This is a genomic window from Oleiphilus sp. HI0132 (genome assembly GCF_001635845.1).
In genome coordinates this window covers 1-6500 of sequence record NZ_LWGJ01001211.1, presented here as the reverse complement: position 1 = coordinate 6500, position 6500 = coordinate 1, and the positions used below count along the sequence as shown (strand labels likewise).

8 protein-coding genes are annotated in these 6500 nt (G+C 40.5%); 6 read left to right on the top strand and 2 right to left on the bottom strand.

The window, feature by feature from the left end; all coding sequences use genetic code 11:
• On the top strand, positions 1 to 651 hold a 651-nt coding region (locus A3766_RS31275; protein ID WP_197479615.1), incomplete at its 5' end, for a hypothetical protein.
• Positions 652 to 1340: 689 nt separating this feature from the next.
• Positions 1341 to 1964, top strand: a complete 624-nt coding sequence (locus tag A3766_RS17655) for a hypothetical protein (RefSeq protein ID WP_068510988.1) — start codon at positions 1341 to 1343, stop codon at positions 1962 to 1964.
• A gap of 55 nt (positions 1965 to 2019) precedes the next feature.
• On the opposite strand, the gene A3766_RS17650 is transcribed toward A3766_RS17655, so the two are convergent.
• Together A3766_RS17650 and A3766_RS17645 are read right to left on the bottom strand one after the other, a co-directional pair.
• A complete protein-coding gene (locus A3766_RS17650; protein WP_068510990.1) occupies positions 2020 to 2337 on the bottom strand; it encodes a CcdB family protein in 318 nt (105 codons plus the stop codon).
• Positions 2337 to 2714, bottom strand: a complete 378-nt coding sequence (locus tag A3766_RS17645) for a type II toxin-antitoxin system CcdA family antitoxin (protein WP_231882917.1) — start codon at positions 2712 to 2714, stop codon at positions 2337 to 2339. Before A3766_RS17645 ends, A3766_RS17650 begins: the two co-directional genes overlap by 1 nt.
• Before the next feature lie 52 nt (positions 2715 to 2766).
• On the opposite strand from A3766_RS17645, the gene A3766_RS17640 reads away from it, so the two are divergent.
• The 4 genes from A3766_RS17640 to A3766_RS17625 all read left to right on the top strand — a co-directional run bounded on the left by A3766_RS17640 (position 2767) and on the right by A3766_RS17625 (position 5677).
• The gene (locus A3766_RS17640) at positions 2767 to 3057 is read left to right on the top strand and encodes a hypothetical protein (protein WP_068511499.1); all 291 of its coding nucleotides are present in this window, start codon (positions 2767 to 2769) and stop codon (positions 3055 to 3057) included.
• 98 nt (positions 3058 to 3155) lie between these two features.
• On the top strand, positions 3156 to 3530 hold the full coding sequence (locus A3766_RS17635) for a hypothetical protein (RefSeq protein WP_068510995.1): 375 nt from the start codon (positions 3156 to 3158) through the stop codon (positions 3528 to 3530).
• Between the two features lie 504 nt (positions 3531 to 4034).
• Positions 4035 to 4283 (top strand): hypothetical protein, encoded by a 249-nt coding sequence (locus tag A3766_RS17630; RefSeq protein ID WP_068510997.1) that lies wholly within the window; start codon positions 4035 to 4037, stop codon positions 4281 to 4283.
• A gap of 854 nt (positions 4284 to 5137) precedes the next feature.
• The gene (locus tag A3766_RS17625; RefSeq protein ID WP_068510928.1) at positions 5138 to 5677 is read left to right on the top strand and encodes a hypothetical protein; all 540 of its coding nucleotides are present in this window, start codon (positions 5138 to 5140) and stop codon (positions 5675 to 5677) included.
• Positions 5678 to 6500 lie beyond the last annotated feature (823 nt).

Genomic DNA, 6500 nt, shown 5'->3' with positions numbered 1-6500 from the left:
GTACGAAAAGAATATGCGGCTAAATTTGTCATACAGCAGCATGAAGCAAAAATAAAGTTTACTTGGTTTTATAACGACTCACCAAAACCTCAAACAAATGTCAGGTTTTACGTCATTAAAACATCTACCGGCTTCATTCAGTTGTCCTCCTACCCCCTAACGGACACCAGGCAGGCTGTTACCATTGAAATGACCGAAAAGTGCTTTCAATCGAGTCGCTTTCTCCAGCAAAGCCCAGCCGAAGCTATCCCCCATCTTAATAAGATATTCACCAGCGAAGAAGACAAAATTGACTTGGTTTCTACCAATTTGCCCTGGTTTTCTTTCAAGATGAATACCGTTAAACACCTTTTCCATGAAAATATGGTTCTAATTGGCGATGCGGCTTTTTCTTTCCACTATAGCGCGGGCGTTGGTTTGCAAACAGCATTTAACATGGCTAACGCATTAACAACATGCTTTCAGAGGTGTAATGACATCGACACCATTCTCAATCATTACTCAGAAATGACACCAATCGCATTGCGCGCCCCAATTGATAAATCTTTGAATGATATTAATTGGTTAGAAAATATAGACGAACATTTGCTAAACACCCCAGAACATCGGCTGATCGAACATTATTTAGAAAAAAACAAGTACACTAAATAATTGAAAATCCATTCAAACCAAAAGAGATTAAACCTTTGGAAAAAACCAGATTTAGCTACTGGTATCTGGCTTGTTATTTTGAAGGGGCCAAAGTGACTGACGCTAAGTTAAGGCTTAGTCCAAATTTTTAGTTATACCCACCTAGGTTAAATAATTTGGACATCCTACTAAAGCACTAAAACCTGGTGGGCCGCTGTGGTTAATATTGAGTGGGGAGGGTATGCGAATCTTTCCAAAAGGTGGGAAGAGTTTGTTTGATAAATTGTAGTCATGGATAAGGTGGACATTACTTTAGTAGTTAAAGCTGATGTTCCCTAGCATCGAGAATTCGCTTTCGTTCAGCTAGATTTAGTACCTTTTGACTTAAAAAGCGACCGCCTGTCGTATATCCTGAGAACTTACAAGAACGAATCAAAAACTGTATATAAAACAAGTGGCTAAGAAACTGGTGTAAAATCACGATATACGACATAGTGTCGCATTTCTTAATAGTTTTTGAATCTCGGACTTCTGCGGAATCCAGTCATGGTGTATGATTCGAGTAATATCAGAACGATTTTAAAAAAAGGATATACGACAGGTGGATATACGACCTTATGTCGTAGATTCAAATGTTATGTGGGTCGAGAGAGGTTCCAATTATCAAACTATTTATAAGCCCAGAATGGTCGAAGCTTACGTGGGAATCAGTGTTTAATGAAAAATTGGCTTTAGCTGATATATTGCCGAAAGAAGGTCGTGCATATCCTCTAGTATTCGATAAAAATGAGGAAAATGTTACATCTGGTGATGCAAATATATTATGGCTTCCGCCGCATTCTGAGCTTAATGGGTTAGATGACGGGCGCCCGTCAGAGATTTTGAAAGCACATATTATCCAAGGCAATCTGAGCCTTTTTAATAGCGCTAAATGTGAGTGGCTTTTTAAAGTTGTGCATACTGTTCCTTTGATCAGCCTTATTGAAAGTCAAAAGCAATCAGGCGAGACTGATAAAGAGCTTAAAGTCGGCACCTCTTATCTGGAACAAAGTCAAAAAATATTTAAGAGTGTCTTGGGTAAGTATATCTTGCTGCATTGTTGTATTGGGGAGGCGAGCTGTGATCTGCTTTATTCAATCGTGGGCAACGTATATTCAGCGCACTTTTTGTCGTTAGTAATGCCTCTAGGCTTCGATGCCAAAGCTGGTAGCTATGTGTTAAACAAAAAAGAAGTTGAGGTTCTTAATTGTGCCATAGATTCTGCGCAAGAAATCAAAGAATCTAGTTTGGTGGGCATAGGAGATCACGAGGTGTACGGGGTTGAATCTTTTTAATTTTCACATAACAAGTTGCTCAATTTGACGCCTGGCGGCGCAAATTAGCAAAGCGTTAAATGCCGGTAATCAGCATATCTATGGCATCGATGATTTCATAGCGATATTGTTCAAGTGAGTCTACTTCTGATTTTAGTAGTGACTTAGGTACAGTGGTCATCTGATTCGTCACAAGAACAAATTCTTCGCTGTCGATATTGATGGTAGGGCATAGCTTTTGGGCTGCTTTTTCGTTTACTTTTTTTGAAGGGGTTAGCGGTATAACCAGTCTAGAGTTTAAATCACTTAACAAGTTGTTCTGAACATCTACAAAATATGGGTAGGTTTTTTTGCTGCTTTTATCTTTATTCAGGTACAGCGTAAATTGGCTCATTAAAAACTCCTAAACGAGTCAGAGAATAAACCGTTTTCATCACTTAGCTTATTAAGNTCATCAATTGCATCTTTGTTTTCTTGAAGCCATTGCTCGCGCTGCGCGTTTTTCACTTGCACAATTAGAGCTTGTTCAAGTGTGGCAGATAAATTTATTTTCAAGCTTTTAGCTTGATTTAAAAGGTCGCTATTTACTGTTAAGTTGGTAGCTTTTTTAGGTGCTTGTTGGTCAAAAAATGTCTGCATGTTATTTGCTCCATATGCGCATATAATATGTGCATCTATGCTATTCCATAAAAAAGCATTTAACAAGCGCCTCCAACGGACAAATTTTACTGTCACCATTTTTGCGCTGCGCTGCAAAACTGCCGCCAGCAAAATTTGCTCGTTGAGGCGGGCGTTATGTGTATTAATGAATGGAATTCTTGCAATGAGCAAAGTAAAAATATTGGAGTATCCTAAGAAAGGAGAACCTGATTATAGCCATCTTAACCTCGTTGTAGAGTTTTTGCTTAGCTCAGGAAATAAGTCTGCCAACGAATATATTTGGGGTGTAAACAGAACGGGATACTTTTGTCACTTGGTCAAGGATATCAACTTCGAAGCTTTACGATTGCACTTTGATATTCCGCCTTCAATAGAGCTAAGTGAAACTGAACAGCGTATTAGCTGCATGAATACTTATACTGACATCAAAGTAACAAAGAAAAAATGCACATAACCAACAGCTCAAACGGACTCCGTAACAATCGCATCATTTTTGTTCCAAAAATGCCGCCATTGTTACTCCTCCGTTTAGCTGGGCGTTAGGCGTATTAAATGAGTATTCAAACTCTATACGAAGAGTTCAGGGTTCAGTTTCCTGAAACAACAAAGAAAGTAGACTATCTTTACTCTCAAGAATGGGGTGATCCAAGTAAAGACCAAGCATTTATGTGGTTCGAGTTCTTAGCGAAAATCCTCAACCGGGAAATGATAGGTGGTGTTTCTGCCAAAACGTATGACAGAATGTTTCAATTTATGCGCTCCCAATTTATGGTGGGCAATGAAAAGGTTAAGAATTGCATTGATGTTGCATTTACAGAGAACTTATTCTGGCAAGTACCTAAAGAAAAAGCCTTAGACTATTGGGCTTTGTTCCCTGAGGTGCTCAAAGATTTATATGTTAAATTTCACCATCGTAAACCCGCCTAACCAGGCGCTCAATAGGACTCCGTAATAATGTCACCTTTTTCGCGCTGCGCGGCAAAAAAGTCGCCATTATTACTGCGCCCATTAGCTTGGCGTTAAATGTTTTTTTGCCTTTAGGTTTAGGGCTCAATATTCGGCAAGGAGTGCTCAGTTCTTATCAAGCATTCCTCCGTTTAAAATTTTAGGGTAGGTGGCTCGCTTTCCTGCTGTTCCGCACCGCTGTTTAAGCTTTTCAGGTACATTTTAATTTGTAGAGGCTTCGTCGGTGGTGTGCTCCTAGGGAATCCGGTAAAGTCTTCATCTTAGTTATTCTAGCCACAAGTCAAGAACTCAGGTTCCGCCTTCGGCTACACAACGTGGTGTTGGTCTAGTTGGGTGTTCTAAAACATCTAACCAGTTCATCAAACATCACTCCGGCCACAAAGAAACGTGGCCTGCGTTGGACGCACGATAGAGCCGTGCGCCGTTTATAAAAGCGTTATATGTAAATAGGCCAAGGTAGGTTTTATGGAAAACAAGGAATTAAATCAGGTACTCGGAGAGATCCGAGATGAACTGAAAGAAATGAATTCTCAATTCAAATGGCTGGTTGATCAAGCTAAGGATACTATCGAGAATGACATCGGTTACGGAGACAACTCTGTAAAAGTTGCAGAAATCGAAAACCGAAAATCTAAACGAGAAATCACTTTCGCAGTGATTTTTATAGTAGGTCTATTTGGCTGGCTTGCACTAAAAGAGTACGGTTATCTATGAATCATATAACCAGTTACGCCAGCCTCGCCACAGCAAAAATACGCTGTGGCTGGACCTCACTTCGTTCGGCCGCTGCGTAAGGCGTTAAATGTTTTTTGGCTCTTAAGGTTTAGGGCTCAATATTCGGCAGGGAATGCTCGTTTCTTATCATGTATTCCTCCGTTTAAAGTTTTAGGGTAGGTGGCACGTTTTCCCACTGTTCCGCTCTGCTGTTTAAGCTTCTCAGGCACATTTGAATTTGTAGAGGCTTCGTCGGTGGTGTGTTCCTAGGGAATCCGGTAAAGTTGCCATCTAAGGTGTTTTTGTCTCTGGGCAAGCACTTAGGTTTTAACGTGGTGTTTGGTGTAGTTGGTCGTTCTAAAACATCTAACCAGTTCATCAAACATCACTCCGGCCACAAAAACACGTGGCCTGCGTTGGACGCACGATAGAGCCGTGCGCCGTTTATAAAAGCGTTATATGCAGTAAAAGGTCAATTAATTTAAGCGGTTAGCGGTATTTTGAGCAAAGAGTGTATTCGGTTCAAAGCTTAGTTTAGCATCAAGGTTTATACTGCTAAACATAGCTTTTGGCTCAGAGAAAACGGGTCGCTTTAATTGGTGTTCTGTTGATTGTTTCGGTAAAAATTAGCTTGTTATCCTGTTTAATCAACAGGTGGCAAAATTAAGAATAAATGCGGTTTGTTGCTTTTACTTCTTACCCTTAAGTACTCTAAAAAGACTAAGGCGGTTTATCAAAGTGCAAAGCAATAAATCATATAACCAGTGCAGCCTGCCTCGCCCCAGAAAACCACTGGGGCTGGACCTCACTTCGTTCGGCCGCAGCTGCAAGCGTTAGTTGTATAAAGAGGAATCATGGAACGTTTTAAGTTTGCTAAATATCAAAGGGATTGGTACATTTTTGATGACAAATATCGCTTGAGCATTCATGAAGATTACTTGTCTATTGATTCAGTTAATGCAAATTACAAAGAAATCGAAGATTACAGTCAAAGAGATCCGATAACTTCACCTCATATTATTATTCCAGTAGGCGCATATCTTATCCGGCAGTTTGTTATAGGTGGGCGTTGTCCTATAAAAATTGAGTTATCAGGTAATCATGCAGGTTCTTTAAACCATAATCGTGGTTACGACATTGCAGCAAGCGGAGCGCTTTCGCGTTCAATTGAAAAAGTGTGTTTTGACCTCAGCCTTAGTTCAGACTATTTAGTGTTAAAAATAAATGGGCTTGCCTCACCTATTAAAAAAGAAAGCACGCCAATTAAGATAAGCGGCAGTTACGCTGAAACTCTAGAATTTAATTATGTATTTAACATAGCTTTTGAAAATGTTTCTGAAATACTTAACATGAACCATGATCAGTTATTTAAGTTCAATAAAACAACTAATTAGGCGCTCAATAGGACTCCGTAATAATGGCACCTTTTCTGCGCTACGCGACAAAAAAGTCGCCATTATTACTGCGCCCATTAGCGCAACGTTAAATGTTTTTTGGCCTTTAGGTTTAAGGCTCAGTATTCGGCAAGGAATGCACGTTTCTAATCTGGCACCTTTCCGTTTAAATTTTTAGGGTAGGTGGCACGTTTTCCCACTGTTCAGCTCTGCTGTTTAAGCTTCTCAAGCACATTTGTATTTGTAGAGGCTTCGTTGGTGGTGTGTTCCTAGGGAATCCGGTAAAGTCGCCATCTACGGTGTTTTTGTCTCTGGGCAAGCACTTTGGTTTTAACGTGGTGTTTGGTGTAGTTGGGTGTTCTAAAACATCTAACCAGTTCATCAAACATCACTCCGGCCACAAAGAGACGTGGCCTGCGTTGGACGCGCAAAGAAACGCGCGCCGTTTATAAAAGCGTTAAATGTTTTTTTGCCTTTAGGTTTAAGGCTCAATATTCGGCAGGGAGTGCTCGTTTCTTTTCATACATTCCTCCGTTTAAAGTTTTAGGGTAGGTGGCACGTTTTCCCACTGTTCCGCTCTACTGTTTAAGCTTCTCAAGCACATTTTAATTTGTAGAGGCTTCGTCAATGGTGTGTTCCTAGGGAATCCGGTAAAGTCGCCATCTGCGGTGTTTTTGTCTCTGGGCAAGCACTTTGGTTTTAACGTGGTGTTTGGTGTAGTTGGGAGTTCTAAAACATCTAACCAGTTCATCAAACATCACTCCGGCCACAAAGAAACGTGGCCTGCGTTGGACGCACGATAGAGCCGTGCGCCGTTTATAAA